This is a genomic window from Escherichia sp. E13S3 (genome assembly GCF_004212325.1).
Lineage (GTDB): Bacteria > Pseudomonadota > Gammaproteobacteria > Enterobacterales > Enterobacteriaceae > Escherichia.
The window spans coordinates 1-24,090 of record NZ_RHJR01000014.1 but is presented as its reverse complement, the minus strand read 5'-3'; the positions used below and the strand labels follow the sequence as shown (position 1 = coordinate 24,090).

Annotated in this window: 17 protein-coding genes; 12 read left to right on the top strand and 5 right to left on the bottom strand. The window is 50.6% G+C overall.

Annotation, left to right across the window (positions count from 1 at the left end; all coding sequences use genetic code 11):
* The 8 genes from bcsZ to D9597_RS14030 all read left to right on the top strand — a co-directional run bounded on the left by bcsZ (position 1) and on the right by D9597_RS14030 (position 12,193).
* Positions 1-1,107 (top strand): cellulose synthase complex periplasmic endoglucanase BcsZ, encoded by a 1,107-nt coding sequence (gene bcsZ, locus D9597_RS14075; protein ID WP_130223080.1) that lies wholly within the window; start codon positions 1-3, stop codon positions 1,105-1,107.
* Positions 1,089-4,562, top strand: a complete 3,474-nt coding sequence (gene bcsC / locus D9597_RS14070) for a cellulose synthase complex outer membrane protein BcsC (protein ID WP_130222973.1) — start codon at positions 1,089-1,091, stop codon at positions 4,560-4,562. Before bcsZ ends, bcsC begins: the two co-directional genes overlap by 19 nt.
* An 82-nt stretch (positions 4,563-4,644) precedes the next feature.
* Entirely contained in the window at positions 4,645-6,633 is a 1,989-nt protein-coding gene (gene hmsP, locus D9597_RS14065) for a biofilm formation regulator HmsP (protein ID WP_130222971.1), read from the top strand.
* A 182-nt stretch (positions 6,634-6,815) separates the two neighbouring features.
* Entirely contained in the window at positions 6,816-8,102 is a 1,287-nt protein-coding gene (gene dctA, locus D9597_RS14060; RefSeq protein ID WP_130216296.1) for a C4-dicarboxylate transporter DctC, read from the top strand.
* 219 nt (positions 8,103-8,321) lie between these two features.
* Positions 8,322-9,818 carry a pitrilysin family protein gene (locus D9597_RS14055; RefSeq protein ID WP_130222969.1) on the top strand — a complete coding sequence of 499 codons (1,497 nt, stop codon included), beginning with the start codon at positions 8,322-8,324 and terminating at the stop codon, positions 9,816-9,818.
* Positions 9,819-10,021: 203 nt separating this feature from the next.
* On the top strand, positions 10,022-10,447 hold the full coding sequence (locus tag D9597_RS14050) for a hypothetical protein (RefSeq protein WP_130222967.1): 426 nt from the start codon (positions 10,022-10,024) through the stop codon (positions 10,445-10,447).
* A 595-nt stretch (positions 10,448-11,042) separates the two neighbouring features.
* Positions 11,043-11,534, top strand: a complete 492-nt coding sequence (locus tag D9597_RS14035; RefSeq protein ID WP_130222965.1) for a hypothetical protein — start codon at positions 11,043-11,045, stop codon at positions 11,532-11,534.
* A 74-nt stretch (positions 11,535-11,608) separates the two neighbouring features.
* Positions 11,609-12,193 (top strand): hypothetical protein, encoded by a 585-nt coding sequence (locus D9597_RS14030; RefSeq protein WP_130222963.1) that lies wholly within the window; start codon positions 11,609-11,611, stop codon positions 12,191-12,193.
* On the opposite strand, the gene kdgK is transcribed toward D9597_RS14030, so the two are convergent.
* Positions 12,165-13,094, bottom strand: a complete 930-nt coding sequence (gene kdgK / locus D9597_RS14025; RefSeq protein ID WP_130222961.1) for a 2-dehydro-3-deoxygluconokinase — start codon at positions 13,092-13,094, stop codon at positions 12,165-12,167. The two genes, D9597_RS14030 and kdgK, sit on opposite strands and share 29 nt — an antisense overlap.
* 231 nt (positions 13,095-13,325) lie before the next feature.
* Here kdgK and pdeH point away from each other — a divergent pair, with 231 nt between their 5' ends.
* Positions 13,326-14,093 (top strand): cyclic-guanylate-specific phosphodiesterase, encoded by a 768-nt coding sequence (gene pdeH / locus D9597_RS14020; protein ID WP_130222959.1) that lies wholly within the window; start codon positions 13,326-13,328, stop codon positions 14,091-14,093.
* 68 nt (positions 14,094-14,161) lie between these two features.
* Positions 14,162-16,222: an AsmA family protein gene (locus D9597_RS14015; protein ID WP_130222957.1), complete on the top strand. Its 2,061-nt coding sequence runs from the start codon at positions 14,162-14,164 to the stop codon at positions 16,220-16,222.
* 170 nt (positions 16,223-16,392) lie between these two features.
* Here D9597_RS14015 and D9597_RS14010 read toward each other — a convergent pair whose 3' ends face one another.
* The 3 genes from D9597_RS14010 to D9597_RS14000 all read right to left on the bottom strand — a co-directional run bounded on the left by D9597_RS14010 (position 16,393) and on the right by D9597_RS14000 (position 20,087).
* Complete coding sequence (locus D9597_RS14010) at positions 16,393-17,715, bottom strand: MFS transporter (RefSeq protein ID WP_130222955.1); 1,323 nt, start codon at positions 17,713-17,715, stop codon at positions 16,393-16,395.
* Positions 17,716-18,125: 410 nt separating this feature from the next.
* Positions 18,126-19,139, bottom strand: a complete 1,014-nt coding sequence (yhjD, locus tag D9597_RS14005; RefSeq protein ID WP_130222953.1) for an inner membrane protein YhjD — start codon at positions 19,137-19,139, stop codon at positions 18,126-18,128.
* A gap of 48 nt (positions 19,140-19,187) precedes the next feature.
* Entirely contained in the window at positions 19,188-20,087 is a 900-nt protein-coding gene (locus tag D9597_RS14000; protein ID WP_205712912.1) for a LysR family transcriptional regulator, read from the bottom strand.
* 515 nt (positions 20,088-20,602) lie between these two features.
* Between D9597_RS14000 and D9597_RS13995 the strand changes: the two genes are divergently transcribed.
* On the top strand, positions 20,603-21,205 hold the full coding sequence (locus D9597_RS13995; protein ID WP_064527789.1) for a response regulator transcription factor: 603 nt from the start codon (positions 20,603-20,605) through the stop codon (positions 21,203-21,205).
* A gap of 50 nt (positions 21,206-21,255) precedes the next feature.
* Here D9597_RS13995 and D9597_RS13990 read toward each other — a convergent pair whose 3' ends face one another.
* A complete protein-coding gene (locus D9597_RS13990; RefSeq protein WP_130222949.1) occupies positions 21,256-22,905 on the bottom strand; it encodes an alpha,alpha-trehalase in 1,650 nt (549 codons plus the stop codon).
* Positions 22,906-23,403: 498 nt separating this feature from the next.
* Here D9597_RS13990 and D9597_RS13985 point away from each other — a divergent pair.
* Positions 23,404-24,090, top strand: a 687-nt coding sequence (locus D9597_RS13985) for a pyridoxal-dependent decarboxylase (protein WP_130222947.1), incomplete at its 3' end; no start/stop codon positions are given.

The window sequence follows — 24,090 nt, the reverse complement described above, 5'->3', positions numbered from 1 at the left end:
ATGAAAGTTTTGCGTAGTGGGATCGTGACGATGCTGCTGTTGGCTGCCTTCAGTGTTCAGGCAGCTTGCAACTGGCCTGCCTGGGAGCAGTTCAAAAAGGATTACATCAGTCAGGAAGGGCGCGTCATTGACCCCAGTGACGCACGCAAAATTACCACCTCTGAAGGGCAAAGCTACGGCATGTTCTTTGCCCTGGCGGCTAATGATCGTGCGACATTTGACAACCTACTTGACTGGACCCAGAACAATCTTGCTCAGGGGGCCTTAAACGAACATTTGCCTGCCTGGCTGTGGGGCAAAAAAGAGAACAGTAAGTGGGAAGTGCTGGACAGCAATTCGGCCTCTGATGGTGATATCTGGATGGCCTGGTCGTTGCTTGAGGCGGGGCGATTGTGGAAAGAGCAACGTTATACCGACATCGGCAGCGCATTGTTAAAACGCATTGCGCAAGAGGAAGTGGTGACGGTGCCGGGGCTGGGTTCGATGCTGTTACCGGGAAAAGTCGGCTTTGCCGAGAATAACACCTGGCGTTTGAACCCGAGTTATCTACCACCGACGCTGGCACAGTATTTCACCCGCTTTGGCGCGCCGTGGACTACGCTGCGCGAAACCAATCAACGTTTATTGCTGGAAACCGCCCCGAAAGGCTTTTCGCCAGACTGGGTGCGCTATGAGAAAGACAAAGGCTGGCAGCTGAAAGCTGAAAAAACGCTGATCAGCAGCTATGACGCGATTCGCGTTTACATGTGGGTCGGCATGATGCCAGAGACTGATCCGCAAAAAGCACGGCTGTTAGCGCGTTTTAAACCGATGGCGACATTTACTGAGAAGAACGGCTATCCGCCGGAGAAAGTTGATGTCGCTACGGGTAAAGCGCAGGGGCAAGGGCCGGTAGGTTTTTCTGCGGCTATGTTGCCGTTTCTTCAGGACCGTGACGCGCAGGCTGTACAGCGCCAGCGTGTGGCAGATAACTTTCCTGGCAGCGATGCCTATTACAATTATGTGCTGACCCTGTTCGGACAAGGCTGGGATCAACACCGTTTCCGCTTCTCGACAAAAGGTGAGTTATTGCCTGACTGGGGCCAGGAATGCGCAAATTCACACTAAACATCCTCACACTTTCCCTCGGTCTGGCTGTAATGCCGATGGTCGAGGCGGCGCCAACCGCCCAGCAACAGTTACTGGAGCAGGTACGAGTTGGCGAAGCGACTCACCGCGAAGACCTGGTGCAGCAGTCGCTGTATCGTCTGGAACTTATTGATCCGAATAACCCGGACGTCGTTGCTGCCCGTTTTCGCTCTCTGTTACGGCAGGGTGATGTTGATGGGGCGCAAAAACAACTCGACCGATTGTCGCAATTAGCGCCGAGTTCAAATGCTTACAAATCGTCGCGGACGACGATGTTGCTTTCCACGCCGGATGGTCGCCAGGCACTGCAACAGGCACGATTGCAGGCCACCACCGGGCATGCGGAAGAAGCCGTGGCGGGTTACAACAAACTGTTCAACGGGGCGCCGCCGGAAGGTGATATTGCCGTCGAGTACTGGAGTACTGTGGCGAAAATTCCGGCTCGCCGTGGCGAAGCGATTAATCAGCTAAAACGCATCAATGCGGATACGCTGGGCAATACGGGCCTGCAAAACAATCTGGCGCTATTGCTGTTTAGCAGCGATCGCCGTGACGAAGGTTTTGCCGTACTGGAACAGATGGCGAAATCTAACGCCGGTCGTGATGGTGCTTCTAAAATCTGGTACGGGCAGATTAAAGACATGCCTGTCAGCGATGCCAGCGTGCAGGCACTGAAAAAATATCTCTCAATATTTAGCGATGGCGACAACGTGGCTGCTGCACAATCGCAACTGGCAGAACAACAAAAACAACTGGCCGATCCTGCTTTCCGTGCTCGTGCGCAAGGTTTAGCGGCGGTGGATTCAGGCATGGCGGGTAAAGCTATCCCTGAGTTGCAACTGGCGGTGCGTGCTAACCCGAAAGACAGTGAAGCGCTGGGGGCGCTGGGCCAGGCGTATTCCCAGAAAGGCGATCGTGCCAATGCGGTGGTGAATCTGGAGAAAGCCCTCGCGCTGGACCCGCACAGCAGCAACAACGACAAATGGAACAGCCTGCTGAAAGTAAACCGCTACTGGCTGGCGATCCAACAAGGCGATGCCGCGCTTAAAGCGAACAATCCTGATCAGGCGGAACGGTTATTCCAGCAGGCGCGCAATGTAGATAATACTGACAGCTATGCGGTGCTGGGGCTGGGTGATGTGGCGATGGCGCGCAAAGATTACCCTGCAGCCGAACGTTATTATCAGCAGACGCTACGGATGGACAGCGGCAACACCAACGCCGTGCGCGGTCTGGCGAATCTTTATCGCCAGCAATCGCCGGAAAAGGCTGAAGCATTTATTGCCTCGCTCTCTGCCAGCCAGCGGCGCAGCGTTGACGATATTGAACGTAGTCTGCAAAACGACCGTTTGTCACAGCAGGCCGAAGCGCTGGAAAAACAGGGCAAATGGGCGCAGGCAGCAGCACTTCAGCGCCAGCGACTGGCGCTGGACCCCGGCAGTGTGTGGATTACTTACCGACTTTCGCAGGATCTCTGGCAGGCCGGACAACGCAGCCAGGCAGATACTTTGATGCGCAATCTGGCGCAGCAGAAGCCGAACGACCCAGAGCAGGTTTACGCCTACGGGCTGTATCTCTCCGGTCATGATCAGGACCGGGCGGCACTGGCGCATATCAACAGCCTGCCGCGCGCGCAGTGGAACAGCAATATTCATGAACTGGTGAACCGGCTGCAAAGCGATCAGGTGCTGGAAACAGCCAATCGCCTGCGTGAAAGCGGCAAAGAAGCCGAAGCGGAAGCGATGCTGCGTCAGCAACCACCTTCCACACGCATTGATCTCACCTTGGCCGACTGGGCGCAGCAACGGCGCGATTACACCGCCGCCCGCGCGGCTTATCAGAACGTTTTGACGCGCGAGCCAACTAACGCCGACGCCATCCTGGGTCTGACGGAAGTGGATATCGCTGCCGGTGACAACGCGGCGGCACGTAGCCAGCTGGCGAAACTGCCCGCCACCGATAACGCCTCTCTGAACACTCAGCGGCGCGTGGCGCTGGCGCAGGCGCAGCTTGGCGATACCGCAGCGGCGCAGCAGACATTTAACAAGCTGATCCCGCAGGCAAAATCTCAGCCACCGTCGATGGAAAGCGCGATGGTACTGCGCGATGGTGCGAAGTTTGAAGCACAGGCGGGCGATCCAAAGCAGGCGCTGGAAACCTACAAAGACGCGATGGTCGCATCCGGTGTGACCACGACGCGTCCGCAGGATAACGACACCTTTACCCGACTGACCCGCAACGACGAGAAAGATGACTGGCTGAAACGCGGCGTACGTAGCGATGCGGCGGACCTCTATCGTCAGCAGGATCTTAACGTCACCCTGGAGCACGACTACTGGGGATCGAGCGGCACTGGCGGATACTCCGATCTGAAAGCGCACACCACCATGTTGCAGGTAGATGCGCCATATGCGGACGGACGAATGTTCTTCCGCAGCGATTTCGTCAATATGAATGTCGGCAGTTTCTCCACCAACGACGACGGCACATGGGACAACAACTGGGGGACCTGTACGTTACAAGACTGTAGCGGCAATCGCAGTCAGTCGGATTCTGGCGCAAGCGTGGCGGTCGGCTGGCGAAATGACGTCTGGAGTTGGGATATCGGCACCACGCCGATGGGCTTCAACGTCGTGGACGTGGTCGGCGGCGTCAGTTACAGCGATGATATCGGGCCGCTTGGTTACACCGTTAACGCCCATCGCCGACCTATTTCCAGTTCATTACTTGCCTTCGGCGGACAGAAAGACTCTCCGAGCAATACCGGGAAAAAATGGGGCGGCGTACGTGCCGATGGTGTGGGGTTAAGTCTGAGCTATGATAAAGGCGAGGCAAACGGCGTCTGGGCATCACTTAGCGGTGACCAGTTAACCGGCAAAAATGTCGAAGATAACTGGCGCGTGCGCTGGATGACGGGCTATTACTATAAAGTCATCAACCAGAATAATCGTCGCGTCACTATCGGCCTGAACAACATGATCTGGCATTACGACAAAGACCTGAGTGGGTACTCACTTGGGCAGGGCGGCTACTACAGCCCGCAGGAGTATCTGTCGTTTGCCGTACCGGTGATGTGGCGTGAGCGCACGGAAAACTGGTCATGGGAGCTGGGCGCGTCTGGCTCATGGTCGCACTCGCGCACTAAAACCATGCCGCGTTATCCGCTGATGAACCTGATTCCGAATGACTGGAAAGACGACGCCGCTGACCAGACCAATGGTGGCGGTAGCAGCCAGGGCTTTGGCTATACGGCGCGAGCGTTACTTGAACGACGCGTCACATCCAACTGGTTTGTCGGCACGGCGATTGATATCCAACAGGCGAAAGATTATGCGCCAAGCCATTTCCTGCTCTACGTACGGTATTCTGCCGCCGGATGGCAGGGCGATATGGATTTACCGCCACAGCCGCTGATACCTTACGCCGACTGGTAAGTTTTCAGATAGCGCCTCTCTTAATGCCGCTGCGATCGGGTATACTCGGGCGGCAGTCTGGGATTTCCGGGGGAGAGATAATTTGCGCGTTAGTCGTTCGTTAACAATCAAGCAGATGGCAATGGTGGCGGCCGTTGTCCTGGTGTTTGTCTTTGTTTTTTGCACCGTTTTGCTGTTCCACTTGGTACAGCAGAATCGCTATAACACGGCTACGCAACTGGAAAGCATTGCTCGTTCTGTCCGCGAACCCTTGTCCTCAGCCATCCTCAAAGGGGATATTCCCCAGGCGGAGGCCATTCTCTCCAGCATCAAACCTGCGGGCGTGGTCAGCCGCGCAGATGTGGTGCTGCCTAACCAGTTCCAGGCGCTGCGTAAAAGTTTTATTCCCGAACGCCCGGTGCCGGTAATGGTTACCCGACTGCTCGAACTACCGGTGCAAATCTCGCTGGGCGTCTACTCGCTGGAGCGCCCGGCAAACCCACAACCGATTGCCTATCTGGTGTTACAGGCGGATTCCTTCCGCATGTATAAGTTCGTGATGAGTACGCTCTCCACGTTAGTGACCATTTACTTACTTTTGTCGCTCATCCTGACAGTGGCGATTAGCTGGTGTATTAACCGACTGATATTACATCCTTTACGCAATATTGCTCGTGAGCTGAACGCCATTCCACCGCAAGAGATTATCGGCCATCAGCTGGCGCTGCCGCGTCTGCATCAGGACGATGAAATAGGCATGCTGGTGCGCAGTTATAACCTTAACCAGCAACTGTTGCAGCGCCATTATGAAGAGCAGATCGAAAACGCGATGCGCTTCCCGGTGTCGGACTTGCCAAACAAAGCCCTGCTGATGGAGATGCTGGAACAGGTGGTGACGCGTAAACAGACGACTGCGCTGATGATTATCACCTGCGAAACCCTGCGCGACACCGCCGGTGTGCTGAAAGAGGCGCAGCGGGAAATCCTGCTGCTGACGCTGGTGGAAAAACTCAAGTCGGTGCTGTCGCCGCGCATGGTTCTCGCGCAGGTCAGTGGCTATGACTTCGCTGTTATCGCCAACGGTGTGCAGGAGCCGTGGCACGCTATTACGTTAGGTCAGCAAGTACTCACTATCATGCGCGAGCCTTTGCCGATTGATCGCATTCAACTGCGCCCACACTGTAACATCGGCGTGGCGATGTTCTATGGCGATATCACCGCCGAACAACTTTATGGTCGTGCTATTTCTGCGGCGTTTACCGCGCGTCATAAAGGGAAGAATCAGATTCAGTTCTATGATCCGCAGCAGATGGAAGCCGCTCAACAGCGGCTGACGGAAGAGAGCGATATCCTTAATGCGCTTGAAAATCATCAGTTTGCGATTTGGCTACAACCACAAGTTGAGATGACCAGCGGCAAGTTAGTCAGCGCGGAAGTGTTATTGCGTATCCAGCAACCGGATGGGAGTTGGGACCTACCGGATGGGTTAATTGATCGTATTGAGTCTTGTGGACTGATGGTTACCGTCGGTCACTGGGTGCTGGAAGAGTCATGCCGACTGCTTGCCGCCTGGCAGGAGCGCGGCATTATGCTGTCATTATCGGTGAACATCTCAGCTCTGCAACTGATGCACCCGAATATGGTGGCGGATATGCTGGAACTGCTAACGCGCTATCGTGTTCAGCCAGGAACGCTGATTCTGGAAGTGACAGAAAGCCGACGCATTGATGACCCTCACGCGGCGGTGGCAATCCTTCGTCCGCTGCGCAACGCCGGAGTACAGGTGGCGCTGGATGATTTCGGTATGGGCTATTCAGGGTTGCGTCAGTTGCAGCATATGAAATCTCTCCCGGTGGACGTTTTGAAAATCGACAAAATGTTCATTGATGGTTTGCCGGAAGATAGCAGCATGATTGCCGCGATTATCATGTTGGCGAAAAGCCTGAATCTGCAAATCATTGCTGAAGGCGTAGAGACAGAAGCACAACGTGACTGGTTGGCAAAGGCGGGCGTGGGAATTGCCCAGGGCTTCCTTTTTGCACGTCCACTTCCCATTGAAATCTTCGAAGAGAGTTACCTGGAAGAAAAGTAGCTACCCCAAACTGATTACAAAACTTTAAAAAGTGCTGGTTTGTGCGAGCCAGCTCAAACTTTTTAACATTTTTGTTTCAATTATGATCCAGGTACATTTCTGTGATGTTGTCTGGGTGTTATTTTAAGGCCGCAGGTACCCCATAACCTTACAAGACCTGTGGTTTTACTAAAGGACACCCTATGAAAACCTCTCTGTTTAAAAGCCTTTACTTTCAGGTCCTGACAGCGATAGCCATTGGTATTCTCCTTGGCCATTTCTACCCTGAAATAGGCGAGCAAATGAAACCGCTTGGCGACGGGTTCGTTAAGCTCATTAAGATGATCATCGCTCCCGTCATCTTTTGTACCGTCGTCACTGGCATTGCGGGCATGGAAAGCATGAAGGCGGTCGGTCGTACCGGCGCAGTCGCACTGCTTTACTTTGAGATAGTCAGTACCATCGCGCTGATTATTGGTCTTATTATCGTTAACGTTGTCCAGCCAGGTGCTGGAATGAACGTCGATCCGGCGAGTCTGGATGCGAAAGCGGTAGCCGTTTACGCCGCGCAGGCGAAAGACCAGGGCATTGTCGCCTTCATTATGGATGTCATCCCGGCGAGCGTCATTGGCGCGTTTGCCAGCGGTAACATCCTGCAGGTGCTGCTGTTTGCCGTACTGTTTGGTTTTGCGCTGCATCGTCTGGGCAGCAAAGGCCAGCTGATTTTTAACGTTATCGAAAGTTTCTCGCAGGTCATCTTCGGCATCATCAATATGATCATGCGCCTGGCACCGATTGGGGCGTTCGGGGCGATGGCATTTACCATCGGTAAATACGGCGTCGGAACACTGGTGCAGCTGGGGCAGCTGATTATCTGCTTCTACATCACCTGTATCCTGTTTGTGGTGCTGGTACTGGGTTCAATCGCTAAAGCGACCGGTTTCAGTATCTTCAAATTTATCCGCTACATTCGTGAAGAACTGCTGATTGTGTTGGGAACATCGTCTTCCGAATCGGCGCTGCCACGTATGCTCGACAAGATGGAAAAACTCGGCTGCCGGAAATCGGTGGTGGGGTTGGTCATCCCGACAGGCTACTCGTTTAACCTTGATGGCACATCGATATACCTGACGATGGCGGCGGTATTTATTGCCCAGGCCACTAACAGTCAGATGGATATCGTCCACCAAATCACGCTGTTAATCGTGTTGTTGCTTTCTTCTAAAGGGGCGGCAGGGGTAACGGGCAGTGGCTTTATCGTGCTGGCGGCGACGCTTTCAGCCGTAGGCCATTTGCCGGTGGCGGGTCTGGCGCTGATCCTCGGTATTGACCGCTTCATGTCGGAAGCTCGTGCGCTGACTAACCTGGTCGGTAACGGTGTAGCAACCATCGTGGTCGCTAAGTGGGTGAAAGAACTGGACCACAAAAAACTGGACGATGTGCTGAATAATCGTGCGCCGGAAGGCAAAACGCACGAATTATCCTCTTAATCTCACCACTTATGCCCGCACTCCCTTCCCCGAGTGCGGGTGTTTGCGCATAATTGCCCCCTGTGCCTGAACTTACCACCTGGGTGAGTTCAGGTTTATTTCACTTCTTCCGTGACATTTTTATATTCTTGCGGTCTAACACGAAGTGTTTTCAATGTCATTTAGACTGACCGACAACGGGCAGTTTTTTATTACCAGGATAGTTGATCAGGGGTTCACATGCAGGGCACAAAAATTCGACTTTTAGCGGGCGGTTTGCTGATGATGGCCACTGCTGGCTATGTGCAGGCAGATGCGCTCCAGCCTGATCCAGCATGGCAACAGGGGACGCTCTCCAACGGTTTACAGTGGCAAGTGCTGACCACGCCCCAGCGTCCCAGCGATCGTGTTGAAATTCGCCTGCTGGTTAATACCGGTTCGCTCGCCGAAAGTACCCAACAGAGCGGTTATAGCCATGCCATTCCCCGCATCGCGCTGACGCAAAGCGGTGGCCTTGAAGCGGCACAGGCACGTTCATTGTGGCAACAGGGGATCGACCCTAAGCGCCCGATGCCACCGGTGATCGTCTCTTACGACACCACGCTGTTTAATCTTAGTCTGCCAAATAACCGCAACGACTTGCTGAAAGAGGCGCTCTCTTATCTGGCAAATGCCAGTGGCAAACTGACTATCACACCAGAAACCATCAACCACGCGCTGCAAAGTCAGGACATGGTGGCAACCTGGCCTGCCGACACCAAAGAAGGCTGGTGGCGCTATCGCTTGAAGGGATCGACTTTATTAGGTCACGATCCTGCCGATCCGCTGAAACAACCCGTTGAAGCGGAAAAGATTAAAGATTTCTACCAGAAATGGTACACCCCGGATGCAATGACGCTGCTGGTGGTGGGGAACGTTGATGCGCGCTCGGTTGTAGACCAAATCAACAAAACGTTTGGCGAACTGAAAGGCAAACGTGAAACACCGGCTCCGGTGCCGACGCTTTCTCCTCTGCGTGCGGAAGCGGTGAGTATTATGACCGATGCGGTACGCCAGGACCGGTTATCCATCATGTGGGATACGCCGTGGCAGCCGATTCGTGAATCAGCCGCACTGCTGCGCTACTGGCGTGCGGACCTGGCTCGTGAGGCGCTGTTCTGGCACGTTCAGCAAGCATTAAGCGCCAGTAACAGTAAAGACATTGGTCTTGGATTTGACTGCCGTGTGCTGTATCTGCGTGCGCAGTGTGCCATCAACATCGAGTCACCAAACGACAAGCTGAACAGCAACCTTAATCTGGTGGCGCGTGAGCTGGCGAAAGTTCGTGACAAAGGTCTGCCGGAAGAAGAGTTCAACGCTCTGGTGGCGCAAAAGAAACTGGAACTGCAGAAATTGTTTGCCGCCTATGCGCGAGCCGATACCGATATTCTGATGGGCCAGCGGATGCGTTCGTTGCAAAACCAGGTCGTCGATATCGCACCGGAGCAATATCAGAAACTGCGCCAGGATTTCCTTAACAGCCTGACGGTGGAGATGTTAAATCAGGATCTGCGCCAGCAGTTGTCGAATGATATGGCGTTAATACTGCTGCAGCCGAAAGGCGAGCCGGAATTTAACATGAAAGCGTTGCAGGCGGCCTGGGATCAAATCATGGCCCCATCGACTGCGGCTGCCGCCACATCTGTTGCCACGGATGACGTCCATCCTGAAGTGACGGATATTCCACCCGCACAGTAATAAATAACCCGGCAGCGTTTCTTCTGCGCTGCCGGGATTAACGGTAATGAATAAGTTGCCGTGATATACCCGTAGATATTTTTCCAGGCACGGCGGTAGCGTGCAGATAACCATTCATTATTAAAATAAACTTACCGTAGAGTGGGTTTAATTATTTATTAGCTGAATAAATTATACTGGTGCCTCCTGGAAGGAGTGAGTTTATGCTTGTGTTAAAATCACAATCGATTGGATTCAGGATTTCCACAACTTATTTATCTTTAACATATACAGAGTCTGATGGCGTCAACATTAAAGTAGATGCTCTGGAGTTACTATCAGCAGAGAAAGATTATGTTCAAATTGAACTGGCCTTCACTACTGTTGCTGAAGTTAAGTGTGCTACCGTCAATTTTTATGAAGCCAACTATAACAATATTGTTATTAAGAAGGTTGATAGTGCAAATCTGGACTCAGGTATATATCAAGTAATGAATTCTGTACCGCTTGAAGAAAAAGAGAAATTATATGACCCTAAAAAAAGGTTGAAGTTAAAACATTATATTATAGTAGGTTATGATAGTTATGTTGAGATTTTAGCTACTGGTTTTAGCTGTATACGTTGCCAGGGAATAGATGGTGTTAAATAATGGCCTATCATATAGAAATATTGAAAATTGAAGAAACTGATAAAGTAGTAAAATATGAATTTTGACCTACATCTTCTGACTATTGTAGATCTGATTACGGCGAGTTCGTGATAGATAAGAGAACGGGTGAGATGACGTTAGCCAGAATGGTAAAAACGATTCGGCTAATAAATTTTATTTGCGAGCGAGTTTTAAGATTCTGACCTGTTGGCGAAAGGGCTATTTGCCAAAAAATGAGGCGTGGGCTTCTTAATAAGTAACTTTGCAGAATAAGTGAGTTTTCCCATTTTTGGGGGGCAGTCGTTGATTCTTACACAGTTTATATTATGGGTGCAGAAAAACACTGGGCATAATATTAAATGCAATACCAATACATTATCAACCAGCATAGTTATTGATTTTGAGAATGATATCTATATTGCCAGGTTTACAGTTTGGGATGATTTAAGTTGTATGTCAGAAGTTATGTACGTTGAAACGGGGGATTATAAATTAAATCAGCGAAATAAATTCCATATTTATGATTCGCTAAGAAAGATTTTTGATAATTTCATGGAAACCATACAATAACTTGCGCTAAGAAAATAAAAACATTATGTTTAAATTGATAGCAATCAAAGAAACTCCTTTGGGAGTAAAAGATGACGAAGATCTCTCGGTATCAGAAGCCATATACTCAACCTATACTGATTATACAAACGATATCCTTATGGTGTTTGATAAAGTCGTTTTATGTTTAGATAGAAAAGGAGATATTAGCGATATCTATAATGATATCGTCAATATATTTGAGCAGTTAGAACTGGGTACTAAACAGTTTTTTATGTGTTTTTTATCCAGTACGTTCACTACCCGTTGGGAATTTGAGCATAAAAGCTCAGAGACCATCAATATAACCGCTTATTGGTTTGACGTAAGATATCTTTATGGTATCAACTCGATTATTAAAACTTCCACAATTGAAATCCCAGTATCTGAATTCAAAATACAATGGGGAAATATTATTAAACCAATGGAAAAAGACATTCTTTCGTTAGGTTATGATGAAACGTTAGTAAATTTTTCTTTTTTTAACAACTTTAATTGATGAGTTATTAGTCTGGTTCATCTAAAAATGTAGGTGTTTTTTTTTGCGACATCAACGGATTTAAAGGAGTATAAATGCGCAACAAAAAACGTATACTATTCTTGCTAACAGTCATTCTTTGCTTAACAGGTCTTTATTCCTGCAACAAAAACTTTCTCTTACTTTGGGATGCCAATAATATTTATGTCAGCACAAGAAATAATATAGATAAAGACAAGGTAAAAATAGAATTCGGCATCAGCGTCAACACGATCAACCGAGAAACGGATGCCGGATTATTTGCTGACAGAGATAAGTATACAGTGCTCTTCGATGGTAGCCTGAAAAACAAGATGATAAACGAATATGGAGAAAATGATTATTTAATTACCTACGATGACCGCTGCTATTTATCATTTCGTCAATTTAAAACCAATCGTCGTCATCAACATGACTATTATTTTGACTTCTTTAACAACAATGGGAATGTCTTCGTCACGGTCGAAATTAAAGGTGAGAACCCGCTTAATTTTACTCGTGGTTTGAATGATATGCGTCAACAGTTTACTTCAAATTATCAGCATAGTTCGGTTCACCCCTGCAAGGCGATTAACGGAGAACGAATATCTACCCGTTCTCCGTCAAAAACCATTATTCCGGCATCGCCTCACGCGGGATAATCGCGCCGCGATACTGAATAACGGTACTTGCAGTTAAATGTCCGCGTTTCGCCGCGTCTTCCGCACTGCCGCCTGTCAGACGTACCGCCAGATAACCAGCGCTGAAAGAGTCACCCGCAGCAGTGGTGTCGATTACTTTCTCTTTCGGCAGTTTCACCGCCGGAACATCAACTAACCCTTCTCCAGCAATGGACACCAGGCAAGAATCCGCCCCGCGTTTCACCACCACTTCTTTCACGCCCGCTTTATGGGTGCGCGCAATGACGTCTTCCACCGGTTGTTGACCCCACAGCGCGTCTTCGTCGTCCAGCGTCAGGAAGGCGATATCCGTGTATTCCAGCATTTGCTGATACACCTGCTGCGTCTCTTCTTTGCTGGCCCACAGGCGCGGACGGTAGTTATTGTCGAAAATCACTTTTCCGCCGTTGGCGCGGCATTCGCGTAGCAGAGCAAGCAGCTTCTCGCGGCTGGTTGGGCTTAAAATCGCCAGGCTAATCCCGCTAAGGTAGAGATAATCGAAATTCGCCAGCTCTGCACAAATCGCCGCTGATTGCTCGCTCTCCAACCAGAATTTGGCGGCGGCTTCGTTACGCCAGTAGTAGAACGTACGTTCGCCAGTGTCATCGGTTTCAATGTAGTAAAGGCCCGGCAGGCGGTTTTCCATCCGTTGGGTCAGGGAAGTATCAACGTTCTCGCCGTGCCAGGCGTCCAACATCTGCTGACTAAAACTGTCCGTTCCCAGCGCCGTCACGTAATGAACGGTTAATGCCGCAGGATCGACCTGACGGGCGATATAGACGGAGGTGTTCAGGGTATCGCCGCCGAAACCGCGCTTAACGTCTGCGCCTTTCTCGGAAAGCTCAATCATGCATTCGCCAATCACGGCAATCTTTTTGGACATAGTCGTGAACCTGATCTGTAAAAAATTAGCGTTAGTTTGCGCTGTGGTGGTTTGTTGGTCAACTATATTAAAACACTGTTCCATTATTTTTTTGAGCCAGAACGTATTCCTGGACGATTTCGCCACAGGACGGGCAAATTTAGCCGCTTCGGGCGGTAAAGTTCTGACGTTGCGCGCCGATAACATTTGTCGAGTCCGGGCAGCATCACTTTTAAACACAGGACATCTTCGATGATAAGGCAGGTTATTCAGCGAATAAGCCATCCTGAAGCAAGTATCGAAAGCTTGCAGGAACGACGCTTTTGGTTGCAGTGTGAACGTGCTTACACCTGGCAACCGATTTACCAGACATCCGGTCGGTTGATGGCCGTAGAGCTATTAACGGTCGTTACTCATCCCGAGGATCCTTCGCAACGACTGCCACCGGATCGTTATTTTGCTGAAATCACCATCAGACATCGTATGGATGTGGTGAAAGAACAGATTGATTTACTGGCGCAAAAAGCCGTGTTCTTTGTTGAGCATGGCCTGCTGGCATCGGTTAATATCGATGGTCCGACACTTCTCGCCCTACGTCAGCAGCCGGAAATTTTGCGTCAGATTGACCGCCTTCCCTGGCTGCGTTTTGAACTGGTAGAACATATCCGCCTGCCAAAAGATTCAACCTTTGCCTCGATGTGCGAATTTGGTCCGCTATGGCTTGATGATTTTGGCACCGGGATGGCAAATTTCTCCGCGCTAAGTGAAGTCCGTTATGACTACATTAAAATCGCTCGCGAACTGTTTGTGATGCTGCGCCAGTCGCCGGAAGGCCGCACGCTCTTTTCGCAGCTTTTACATCTAATGAATCGCTATTGTCGCGGAGTGATCGTCGAAGGTGTGGAAACGCAGGAGGAGTGGTGCGATGTGCAGAATTCCCCCGCATTCGCCGCACAAGGCTGGTTTCTTTCGCGTCCGGCACCGATAGAAACGCTGGATACGGTGGCTCTGGTGGTGTAGCCGCCTCATTTTCCGCCTGGCTGGACTATCTTTAGGACTGGCCCAGGAAGAATATGAGGAAGCGAACTATGAGCAAGGCAGGCAAAATAACCGCCGCGATTTCAGGTGCTTTCTTGTTGTTGCTCGTCGTGGCGATCATTTTGATTGCGACTTTTGACTGGAATCGACTCAAACCGACCATCAACCAGAAAGTCTCTGCGGAGTTGAATCGCCCGTTCGCTATTCGTGGCGATCTGGGCGTGGTATGGGAGCGGAAAAAACAGGAAACCGGCTGGCGCAGCTGGGTGCCGTGGCCCCATGTACACGCGGAAGACATCATTCTCGGCAACCCGCCAGACATTCCCGAAGTCACAATGGTGCATCTGCCACGGGTAGAAGCAACGCTGGCCCCTCTGGCGCTGCTGACCAAAACGGTCTGGCTACCGTGGATCAAACTGGAAAAGCCCGACGCACGCATCATTCGCCTCTCAGAAAAGAATAACAACTGGACGTTTAATCTCGCCAGCGATGACAACAAAGACGCGAATGCAAAGCCGTCGGCGTGGTCGTTTCGGCTGGATAATATTCTGTTCGATCAAGGGCGGATCGCCATTGATGACAAAGTCAGCAAAGCGGATCTGGAAATTTTTGTCGATCCATTAGGCAAGCCGTTGCCGTTCAGTGAAGTCAGCGGATCGAAAGGTAAGAACGAGAAAGAAAAGGTGGGCGATTACGTTTTTGGCCTGAAGGCGCAGGGACGTTATAACGGCGAACCGCTCACGGGCACGGGAAAAATCGGCGGTATGCTGGCGCTGCGTGGCGAAGGGACGCCGTTTCCGGTACAGGCTGATTTTCGCTCTGGTAACACCCGTGTTGCTTTTGATGGCGTAGTGAATGACCCAATGAAAATGGGCGGCGTCGATTTACGGCTTAAATTTTCCGGCGATTCGCTGGGCGATCTCTATGAACTGACGGGCGTTCTGCTGCCTGATACCCCACCGTTTGAAACCGATGGTCGGTTGGTAGCGAAAATCGACACGGAAAAATCGTCGGTCTTTGATTATCGAGGCTTTAACGGGCGTATTGGCGATAGCGATATTCACGGTTCTCTGGTCTACACCACCGGTAAGCCACGGCCAAAACTGGAAGGTGATGTCGAGTCGCGGCAATTGCGGCTGGCAGATTTAGGGCCGTTAATTGGCGTTGATTCCGGTAAAGGAGCGGAAAAGTCGAAACGGTCTGAACAGAAGAAGGGCGAAAAAAGCGTTCAGCCTGCGGGCAAAGTGCTGCCGTATGACCGCTTCGAAACCGATAAATGGGACGTCATGGATGCCGATGTTCGCTTCAAAGGCCGTCGTATTGAGCATGGCAGCAGCCTGCCGATTAGCGATCTTTCTACCCATATCATCCTCAAAAACGCTGACCTGCGCCTGCAACCGCTGAAATTTGGCATGGCGGGCGGCAGCATTGCGGCGAATATTCATCTGGAAGGCGATAAAAAGCCGATGCAAGGGCGGGCAGATATTCAGGCTCGTCGACTGAAACTGAAAGAACTGATGCCAGATGTGGAACTGATGCAAAAAACGCTGGGGGAAATGAACGGTGATGCGGAACTACGCGGTAGCGGTAACTCAGTGGCGGCGCTTTTGGGGAACAGTAACGGTAACCTGAAACTGTTGATGAATGACGGGCTGGTGAGCCGCAACCTGATGGAGATTGTCGGGCTGAACGTCGGTAACTACATTGTCGGTGCGATCTTCGGTGATGATGAGGTGCGGGTGAACTGCGCGGCAGCAAATCTGAATATTGCCAATGGCGTGGCGCGTCCGCAGATTTTTGCTTTTGATACTGAGAACGCGTTGATTAATGTTACCGGCACGGCAAGTTTTGCTTCGGAACAGCTGGATTTGACTATTGATCCGGAGAGTAAAGGGATTCGGATTATCACACTGCGTTCGCCACTGTATGTGCGTGGGACGTTTAAAAATCCGCAGGCTGGGGTGAAAGCCGGGCCGTTGATTGCCCGAGGTGCGGTTGCGGCGGCACTGGCAACGCTGGTGACGCCAGCTGCGGCCTTGCTGGCGCTGATCTCACCTTCCGAAGGGGAGGCTAATCAGTGTCGGACGATTTTGTCGCAGATGAAGAAGTGATGATAATTGCCGGATGTCTGACATCCGGCAATTAAACAGATTTAGATTGTTGGCAAAGTGCGCTTTGTTCATGCCGGATGCGGCGTGAACGCCTTATCCGTCCTACAAATCCACGTATTGTATGGAAATTCATGCCCGATAAGCGTAGCGCATCAGGCTTTTCACTCTTATTACAACGACTGATGTCGCGTCTCATGCGTCAGCAGCAGGGCGATTAACGTCAAGCCAGCCATTGCCGCCAGATATAACCCCACCGCACCTAACCCGTAGTTAGTTTGCAACCAGGCCGCGATATATGGCGCAACGGAAGCCCCGAGAATCGACGCTACGTTGTAAGAGAACGATGCTCCGGTGTAACGCACTTCTGTCGGGAACAACTCTGGTAACAGCGCGCCCATCGGCCCGAAGGTCAGCCCCATCAGGCTTAACCCCAGCAGCAGGAAAGCAAAAACCAGAATCGGATTGCCAGAACCGAGCAGTGGATTAAAGGCGAACAGCGCGAACAGGATGATTAGCGTCGTGATGATCACCATGCTTTTACGCCGCCCAAAGGCATCGGCCAGCAATCCGGCTACTGGTACCATCACGCCAAAACCAATAACTGCCATCATCAGCATCCACAACACTTCGTTACGCGGCAGGCCAAGCCCAACTGGCGCGGCGGCGGTACTGAAGGTCATTGAGTAGACGGTCATTATGTAAAACAGCGTATAGGTTGCCAGCATGATGAAGGTACCGAGCACCGTGACGCGTACGTGTTTGGTCAGCAGAGTACCCAGCGGGATCTTCACCTGCTTTTTCGCTTTAGCGACTTTCTCAAACACCGGGGACTCATGCAGCGACACGCGAACATACAGGCCGATAATGACCAGCACCGCCGAGAAGATAAACGGCACGCGCCAGCCCCAGCTCATAAACTGCTCATCAGTCAGCAGCCAGGAAAGCAGCAGAAAAGTGCCGTTAGCAAAGAAGAAGCCAATCGGTGCGCCCAGCTGTGGGAAGGAGCCGTACAGCGCACGTTTACGCGGTGGCGCATTTTCGGTCGCCAGCAGCGCTGCGCCACCCCATTCACCGCCTAATCCCAGACCCTGACCAAATCGAGCCAGTGCCAGCAGCAGCGGGGCGAAAATACCAATCGTGGCGTAGCCCGGCAGCAGACCAATCACCACTGTTGAAATCCCCATCGTTAGCAACGAGGCGACCAGCGTCGCTTTACGCCCAACGCGATCGCCGAAATGGCCAAATACGGCAGAACCGATTGGGCGTGCGACGAAGGCGATGGCGAAGGTGGCGAGCGACTGTAGCGTCGCTGCCGCCGGATCGCCCTGCGGGAAGAAGATATGCGGGAATACAATAACGGCCGCAGTGGCGTAAATGTAGAAGTCGAAGAACTCAATGGCCGTGCCAATGAGGGAGGCGACAAGGACTTTATTACGTGAGTTTATCGGCTTGTATTCTTGCTCGTTGTCGAGTGTTGTAGCTGTTGCTTGCATAATCTTTTCTTATTTTTTGGCGAACGAATAGCCATATTACGCACAGCAAAAGTGATATTTCAATGTGTAACAAATCGCGGAAAAGGTTAAAAATCAGGCAAAAAGCGGATAATGTTTAGACGAGTGATTTTTCTTCTATGAAATGCTTCACACAATTTCATAAATGGTGGATAAAACTGGTTTCAGGTTAAATAAAAGTTACCAACTGGATTTATATGCTGGGTTTATGAGTTGGTGTGAAATTGTTGGCTCCCGAAGAGATGGCTGAAGAGGTCCAGGGGAAGAGTTTCAGGTAGTTATGTGCGCATTATAGCCGGATGCGATGCTGGTGCATCTTATCCGGCCTACGGGGAGCCAGGTCGAATAAATTCGTAGGCCGAATAAGGCGTTTACGCCGCATCCGACCTATTTTAATGCTGCGTTTTCCCCGGCATTCGCGGGTCGTCTTTGTATTCGGCGGTGGCAATCCACGCCGCGCAAAACAACGTCAGACGGGCGAAGAAGTAGAAAAATGCCATCAGCCCCAGCACGGAACCAAATGCCGCGCCAGAGGGGGATTTCATCAACGACGGCAGGGTATACGTCATCACGATTTTAATGACTTCAAAACCAATCGCCGCGATGAATGTCCCGCGAATCAGCGCCTTTCTACGCGGGCGATGACGCGGAAGACGCCAGAAGATCCAGAAGAAAAGCAGATAGTTGGCGAAGATAGAAATCGCCATGCCAATCAAGCGCCACGTCGGTTTCAGCCACTCAATACTGTTAAGGTGCAGGGCGCTAATAATCATTTGCTGCGCCGAACCGGCAACCGAGGTTATTGAAAGCGTGACAATCAGCGCAATCAATAAACCAATTAGCGAAATAAAATCACGCAGATACTTAACCCAAAACTTCTCCTGATCTTGCGGTGAACGTTCCCAAACATCACGCGATTGAGCGCGAATTGCTTCACGCAAATTTCCCATCCAGTTAATCCCGGAATAAAGCGCAACCGCCAGGCCGACAAGCCCTACGGTCGTACGCTGCTGAACGGCGGTGTTGATGGTATTTTTCAATGTGGCCGCCAGCGTCGGATCGCTGATGTTTTGCAGAATTTTGTCGAAGATATCCTGCAGCAGCATCGGATGGGAGGCCAGCACAAAGCCCCCTGCGGCAAACGACACCATCAAAATCGGGATCATCGATAAAAACGAGAAATAAGTGATTGCCGCGCCAAACTGGTTACCCAGCCGATCATTGAAGCGTTCTGTCGCGCGTATCAGGTGCGCGATGATGGGTTGACGTTGGACTTTCCCGGCAGTGGTGGTAACGGTTTCCAACGCCTGACTGACTTTGCTGCCTTTATCGCTATTATCCAGATGTTTAATTTGCTCGTGCTCCAGATCCTGGGTGGGACGTTTGATCTCGTTTTCCTGCGTCATCCGCTCTTTAGTCCTTCTGTCGTTGTCTGTCTTAAAAAGTATAGTCGGTCAGTCCAGGTGCTCTTTTATTACGCCAGCCAGCCACTGCATAAACAGATTTACACGGCGGGAAAGCTCCCGACGCTGGGGATAAACCAGAGAAATGGATAGCGGCTCGGCGCGGCAGTTGGGCAACACTTCAATAAGCCGCCCGGCGCGTAGGGCTTCGCGTACGGCGACGCGGGGGATTTGAATGATACCCAGACCCGCCAGGCCGGCGGCGAAATAGGTTTCGCTACTGTTTACCGTCAACATGCCGCCGGACTTAAACCACTGGACGCCATTACTGGTGGCAACCTCAAAACCTAATGGATGCGCGCCCAAATGCGGCGTGTAATGCACCACCGCGTGCGAAGTCAGATCGTCCACACTTTGCGGATAACCAAAACGCGTCAGATAGTGCGGGCTGGCACAGTTGACCATCGTCAGTTTGCCGAGGGGGCGGGTAATAATACCCTCGTCGGGCAACGAGCCCGTGCGCATCACGCAATCATAGCCATCACGAAGAATATCAATCGCCCGGTCACTGCTACTTAATTCCAGTTCAATCCCTGGGTACTGATGAAGAAATTCTGGCAGGCGCGGCAGCAACAGGTTTTTCGCAATTCCGAGCGGGATATCGACGCGTAATTTGCCGCTGATGCTGGTGGTATCCTGCTGAAACAGGCCGTCCAGTTCGTTGAGATTACTCAACACATCTTTCGCTCGTTGGTAATAGGTCATGCCGTCGGGGGTAAGTTTGACTCGCCGCGTAGTGCGATGCAGCAACTGGGTGCCAAGCTGATGTTCCAGTGCCTGTATCTGGCGCGAAACACTTCCCTTTGGCAAAGCAAAGAAATCCGCTGCACGGGAAAAACTTTCCAGCTCAGCGACCTTAATGAACAACTGCATTGCGTGAATTTTATCCATTTCTTTGACCGATTGTTGTTCACAGCGAAACAGTAACGCGCATAGCGCATTATTTATTGTTTTTTCTAGCATCTAATGCAAGGTTTCACAATGTAGTAATGATTAATACCGGTATTTTTTAGAAGGAAATGTCTGATTAGCTGCATGGAAAAGGAAAATTAACGCTTGAAAGACTGTCTTTTCAGCAATTTCCTGCAAAATAGTAAATGTAGTATTGGCTATTCGTGCGCAATTTAATCGTTTTGCGGTCAGGTATTTAGCCAGCTCTCGCGAAAATCACGGTTTATTTGAATGGCGGCCAGACGAAGATATAAGGATATCCTCAAAAATGTTTTAAATAATGCCCTCGACATGTAATTTCAGGCCGTCAGCTGTAACTATTTATATCGGTAACTATTTTCCACATTGCATAACTGTAGAATGGCTACCGCCAAATGGCGAATTCTTATTTTGCCTCTCGGGTAATACCCTTCCCCTACTTAAGAGTTTTAACGTATCCAGGTGGAGATTCAGTAATGCATATAATCATGTTTGACAGGCAGTCAATATTTATTCACGGAATGAAAATCAGTTTACAGCAGCGTATTCCAGGAGTGAGTATTCAGGGCGTCGATCAGGCAGATGAACTGTGGCAAAAACTGGAAAGCTCCCCTGAAGCCTTAGTCATGCTTGATGGCGATCAGGATGGTGAGTTTTGCTACTGGTTACTGCAAAAAACCGTAGTACAATTTCCTGATGTTAAAGTGTTGATAACGGCGACAGATTGCAGCAAACGATGGTTACAGGAAGTTATCCATTTTAACGTGATGGCAATTGTACCGCGTGATTCAGCCGTCGAGACGTTTGCATTGGCGGTAAATAGCGCGGCGATGGGAATGATGTTTTTGCCCGGAGACTGGCGAACTACACCGGAAAAAGACACAAAAGATCTCAAATCGCTAAGCGCCCGCCAGCGGGAAATTTTAACTATGCTGGCGGCAGGTGAATCAAATAAAGAGATCGGCAGGGCGCTAAATATCAGTACCGGAACGGTTAAAGCGCATCTGGAGTCGCTTTACCGCCGCCTGGAAGTGAAAAACCGCACTCAGGCGGCGATGATGTTAAATATCGCCTCCTGAAGAGGGTAATTTTATAGCCAGCAGGTTGTTCGTGGCTGGCTGTAAAACTATTACGGTTCGCCGTACAAACCTATCAGGCGACGTACCACACCGTTGGTCCAGCCAAATCCATCCTGCAAAGGATATTCGCCCCCGCCGCCCTCACGGGGAATGCCATCGGCAATATGGTATTTCTCGATCAGTTTGTGGTGTTCCAGGTAAAACTGGTTCACTGTCTTCAGCCAGCTACGCGCGATTTCATCACCCAGATAGTCATCGCCGTACATTTTAAATCCCTGAATCGCCATCCACTGCAATGGCGCCCAGCCGTTGGGTTTATCCCACTGTTCTCCGGTTTCATACTCGCTCGCCAGAATCCCTCCCGGCGTCAGTAAACGGCTACGTACGGCGTTTGCCAGGCGGTCTGCCTGTTCGTGATTCGCCATGCCCACGTATAACGGCACAATAGCGGCAGCGGAAAAGAGGGCTAACTGCTCGCGCCGCCAGTCGTAATCGCGGTAGATGCCGTTTTCATCATCCCAGAGATAACGGTTAACTGCATCGCGGCGGGCGTTGGCTTTCTGGCGGAACAGCGTTTCCGTCTCTTTCTCACCTTTCAGCGCCGAGATGTTGGCAATGGCGCTCTCCAGTTTAAACAGGAAAGCATTAAGGTCGATGGGGATGAATTGGGTAGTGCGAATGCTTGCCAGACGGCCCGCGTCACGTAGCCAGCGTGATGAGTAATCCCAGCCAGAAGCGGCACCTGCGCGTAAATCGCGATACACCTCGTTAGGCGGGCGACCGGAGTGTTTCGCGGTTTCCACATCTTCCAGCCAGGATTCATCGCGCGGCGTGTCGCGGTCATCCCAATAACGATTTAGCAGGGCACCGTCCGGCATCCGCACCACATGGCGATAGGCCTGATTCGGAATCAGTGATTCTGCGCCGTCCATCCAGAAGGCATATTCCATTTTTAGATGATCAAGGTAACGGCGTGCACCGCGCACACCATCTTCTTCAAATAGCTCTACCATTAACGCAAAAACCGGTGGCTGCGAGCGGCTCAAATAATAGGTGCGGTTGCCGTTGGGGATGTGGCCATAGTTTTCTATCATCCAGGCGAAGTTGTCGGCCATACATTTCAGTAAATCCTCACGCCCGCTCTCTGCCAGCCCCAGCATGGTGAAATAGGAATCCCAGTAGTAGGTTTCGCTAAAACGGCCCCCTGGGACAATGTACGATTGCGGTAGCGCCAGCAGGGAAGACCAGGGAATATGATCCTGGGGTTCGCGGGTTAACACCGGCCACAGCTGGTCGATATGCTCTTTCAGTGAGTTTTGCGGGTCCGATACATACTCGCTGGAGTAGACTTCCGGCTGCCAGAAGTGCTTTTCAACAAACTGGCGTAAGTCGAAATCGCGATGACGGCGCACTTTACGATAGCGGATTAAGATATCCAGCGGGTCCATTTTGGGGGCGCAGTCAGGGAAGGTTTTGCTGTCAGGGAAAATTTTCGCCGACTGGACATGCTCGAACAGTTCGAGATAACGATCGGCAGGGGTCAGTGCATCAGAGGCGGGTAGCCCCTCAATCATCTCGGGTTCTGGCTCTGCCTCCATCATCTCATCCAGTTTTAATTCATACGGATCCAGCTCATAGCAGAGATCGACTTCGATCATCCGTTCATCTGGATTAAGGTTTTGAATTTTCTGATTGAGCATAAGGATCCGACCTCCGAAATTCGTCTCTAATTATCGGGCTTTCCTTTAAGAGTAGTCATTCGCTACGGTCGATGGGGGATGAAGTGTGCGGAAGATCACGTTTATTAATGTGTCAAAAAATATAACTCCTTAATATACAAAGAAAATGAGTGATAAACGTTTTTTTGCAAAATTTCATTTTCGGAACATTCACGCACTCTATGATAAAAGCAAGTACATCGTTGTTGTTACAAATAAGAGTAGCGGTTATCTGTGTAAGAATGCCGAAGGAAGTAAAATCTATTTGGTAATTAAAGAAATAACAGGCATTCCTCAATTATATATTTGAAATTAATTTGGTAATTTCTGGTGTAAATATTAATAGTGCTCTTTTATTATATAAATAAATCAATTTTATGCTTAGGATTTTGTTATTTAAATTATACCCGTAACCCCTTGCGCCCATTCCAGATAAATCCTACTTTTTTATTGCCTTCAAATAAATTTAAGGAGTTCGAAATGGACCAGAAGCTGTTAACGGATTTCCGCTCAGAACTACTCGACTCGCGTTTTGGCGCGAAGGCAATTTCTACTATCGCGGAATCTAAACATTTTCCGCTGCATGAAATGCGTGATGATGTCGCATTTCAAATTATCAATGATGAATTATTTCTCGACGGTAACGCGCGTCAGAATCTGGCAACTTTTTGCCAGACCTGGGACGACGAAAATGTCCATAAATTGATGGATCTGTCGATCAACAAAAACTGGATCGACAAAGAAGAATATCCGCAATCCGCAGCCATCGACCTGCGCTGTGTAAATATGGTTGCTGACCTGTGGCACGCGCCTGCACCGAAAAACGGCCAGGCCGTTGGCACCAACACCATTGGTTCTTCCGAGGCCTGTATGCTCGGCGGGATGGCGATGAAATGGCGTTGGCGCAAGCGTATGGAAGCCGCAGGTAAGCCAACCAATAAACCTAATCTGGTCTGCGGTCCGGTGCAAATCTGCTGGCATAAATTTGCCCGCTACTGGGATGTCGAGCTGCGTGAGATCCCTATGCGTCCCGGTCAGCTATTCATGGATCCGAAACGCATGATTGAGGCCTGCGACGAAAACACGATCGGCGTGGTGCCGACTTTCGGCGTGACCTATACCGGTAACTATGAATTCCCGCAACCACTGCACGATGCACTGGATAAA

Bases quoted from the DNA above. Each gene is read 5' to 3' on its own strand.
- kdgK (WP_130222961.1), bottom strand. From the start codon at position 13,094: ATGTCCAAAAAGATTGCCGTGATTGGCGAATGCATGATTGAGCTTTCC.
- D9597_RS13995 (WP_064527789.1), top strand. From the start codon at position 20,603: ATGCATATAATCATGTTTGACAGGCAGTCAATATTTATTCACGGAATG.
- D9597_RS14030 (WP_130222963.1), top strand. From the start codon at position 11,609: ATGCGCAACAAAAAACGTATACTATTCTTGCTAACAGTCATTCTTTGC.
- D9597_RS14000 (WP_205712912.1), bottom strand. From the start codon at position 20,087: ATGGATAAAATTCACGCAATGCAGTTGTTCATTAAGGTCGCTGAGCTG.
- D9597_RS14010 (WP_130222955.1), bottom strand. From the start codon at position 17,715: ATGCAAGCAACAGCTACAACACTCGACAACGAGCAAGAATACAAGCCG.
- pdeH (WP_130222959.1), top strand. From the start codon at position 13,326: ATGATAAGGCAGGTTATTCAGCGAATAAGCCATCCTGAAGCAAGTATC.
- bcsC (WP_130222973.1), top strand. From the start codon at position 1,089: ATGCGCAAATTCACACTAAACATCCTCACACTTTCCCTCGGTCTGGCT.
- D9597_RS14035 (WP_130222965.1), top strand. From the start codon at position 11,043: ATGTTTAAATTGATAGCAATCAAAGAAACTCCTTTGGGAGTAAAAGAT.
- dctA (WP_130216296.1), top strand. From the start codon at position 6,816: ATGAAAACCTCTCTGTTTAAAAGCCTTTACTTTCAGGTCCTGACAGCG.
- D9597_RS14015 (WP_130222957.1), top strand. From the start codon at position 14,162: ATGAGCAAGGCAGGCAAAATAACCGCCGCGATTTCAGGTGCTTTCTTG.
- D9597_RS14050 (WP_130222967.1), top strand. From the start codon at position 10,022: ATGCTTGTGTTAAAATCACAATCGATTGGATTCAGGATTTCCACAACT.
- yhjD (WP_130222953.1), bottom strand. From the start codon at position 19,139: ATGACGCAGGAAAACGAGATCAAACGTCCCACCCAGGATCTGGAGCAC.
- bcsZ (WP_130223080.1), top strand. From the start codon at position 1: ATGAAAGTTTTGCGTAGTGGGATCGTGACGATGCTGCTGTTGGCTGCC.
- D9597_RS14055 (WP_130222969.1), top strand. From the start codon at position 8,322: ATGCAGGGCACAAAAATTCGACTTTTAGCGGGCGGTTTGCTGATGATG.
- D9597_RS13990 (WP_130222949.1), bottom strand. From the start codon at position 22,905: ATGCTCAATCAGAAAATTCAAAACCTTAATCCAGATGAACGGATGATC.